General features: G+C 60.0%; 2 protein-coding genes. Both read left to right on the top strand.

Features of this window, described 5'->3' with window-relative positions:
* Positions 1-52: 52 nt before the first annotated feature.
* Positions 53-370 (top strand): DUF1153 domain-containing protein, encoded by a 318-nt coding sequence (locus tag SJH88_RS19140; protein WP_003074457.1) that lies wholly within the window; start codon positions 53-55, stop codon positions 368-370.
* On the top strand, positions 367-1,188 hold the full coding sequence (locus SJH88_RS19135) for an IS3 family transposase (protein ID WP_045267216.1): 822 nt from the start codon (positions 367-369) through the stop codon (positions 1,186-1,188). Before SJH88_RS19140 ends, SJH88_RS19135 begins: the two co-directional genes overlap by 4 nt.
* The last annotated feature ends 28 nt before the right edge of the window (positions 1,189-1,216 follow it).

Here is a 1,216-nt window from a genome sequence, read left to right as displayed (position 1 = left end):
TGTATTGACCCAGTGAATTCCTGCTCAGGTGTTAACGTTGAAGGAAACGACGATGAGCACCCTGATGGAAGACGACATCAAGCGCTGGACAGCCAAGCGTAAGACAGCCCTTGTCCTGGACATAATCCAGGGCAAGACCACGATCTCGGAGGCCAGCCGGGCCTTCGACCTCAACCCCTCGGAGGTTGAGCAATGGGTCGATGAAGGCAAGCGTGGCATGGAGAACGCCCTGCGCACCAAGCCCTTGGAAGTCAAAGAGCAGTACGAGAAGCAACTGCGCGAACTTCAGCAGGCCTATGGCGAAGCCATGTTGGAGCTGCGTGCCAGAAAAAAGCTGGCGTCCCTGCTGGGCAACGAGGACGAGAAATGATCCTCAGCCTTCAGCAGGGACTGGCCCAAGACGGATTCAAAGTCAGCCTGGTCAAGCTGTGCCATTGGTTCGAGATGCCCCGGCGCACGGTGTACTACCGCAGCACCAAGGCACCACCGAAGGTTCAGGAACACTTCGTCAAGCCCATCAAGGCCATGATCGAAGAGAACCCGTCGTTCGGCTATCGCACCGTGGCGCACCTGCTTGGCTTCAACAAGAACACCGTGCAGCGGGTCTTCCAACTCAAGGGCTGGCAGGTGCGCAAGCGCCCGGTGGGCTTCAGGCCTCGCATCCAGGCATTGCCTTCTGTGGCCAAGGCGCCAGATGAGCGCTGGGCCACCGATCTGTGCCGCGTGTGGACAGGGCGTGATGGCTGGGCTTCGCTGGCCCTGGTGATCGACTGCTACAGCCGCGAGCTGCTGGGCTGGCACCTCAGCCGAAGTGGCCGATCCAAGACCGCTGAAGCGGCGCTGGAGCAGGCGTTGATTGCCAGGTACGGCTGTCTGGGCAAGGTCCGGCACCCGTTCCTGTTGAGGTCAGACAACGGTCTGGTGTTCACCAGCCGCAGCTACACGGCCTTGGTCAAAAGCTATGGCCTGCAGCAGGAGTTCATCACCCCGTACAGCCCGGAGCAAAACGGCATGGTCGAGCGCGTGATCAGAACGCTCAAAGACCAATGCGTGCACCGCCACCGCTTCGAGACACTGCAGCACGCCAGTCGTGTGATCGCAGATTGGATCGGCTTTTATAACCACCGGCGCCCTCATCAGGCGCTGGGCATGAAGACCCCCGCTGAGGCTTATGCTTTAGCAGCCTGACCTGTGCAGAAACCGCTGGGTCAATACA

This window comes from Comamonas sp. GCA5, from assembly GCF_036541385.1.
GTDB classification, from domain to species: domain Bacteria; phylum Pseudomonadota; class Gammaproteobacteria; order Burkholderiales; family Burkholderiaceae_C; genus Comamonas; species Comamonas aquatica.
The sequence above is the reverse complement of the archived record's forward strand: the minus strand, read 5'-3'. Positions and strand labels throughout refer to the sequence as shown.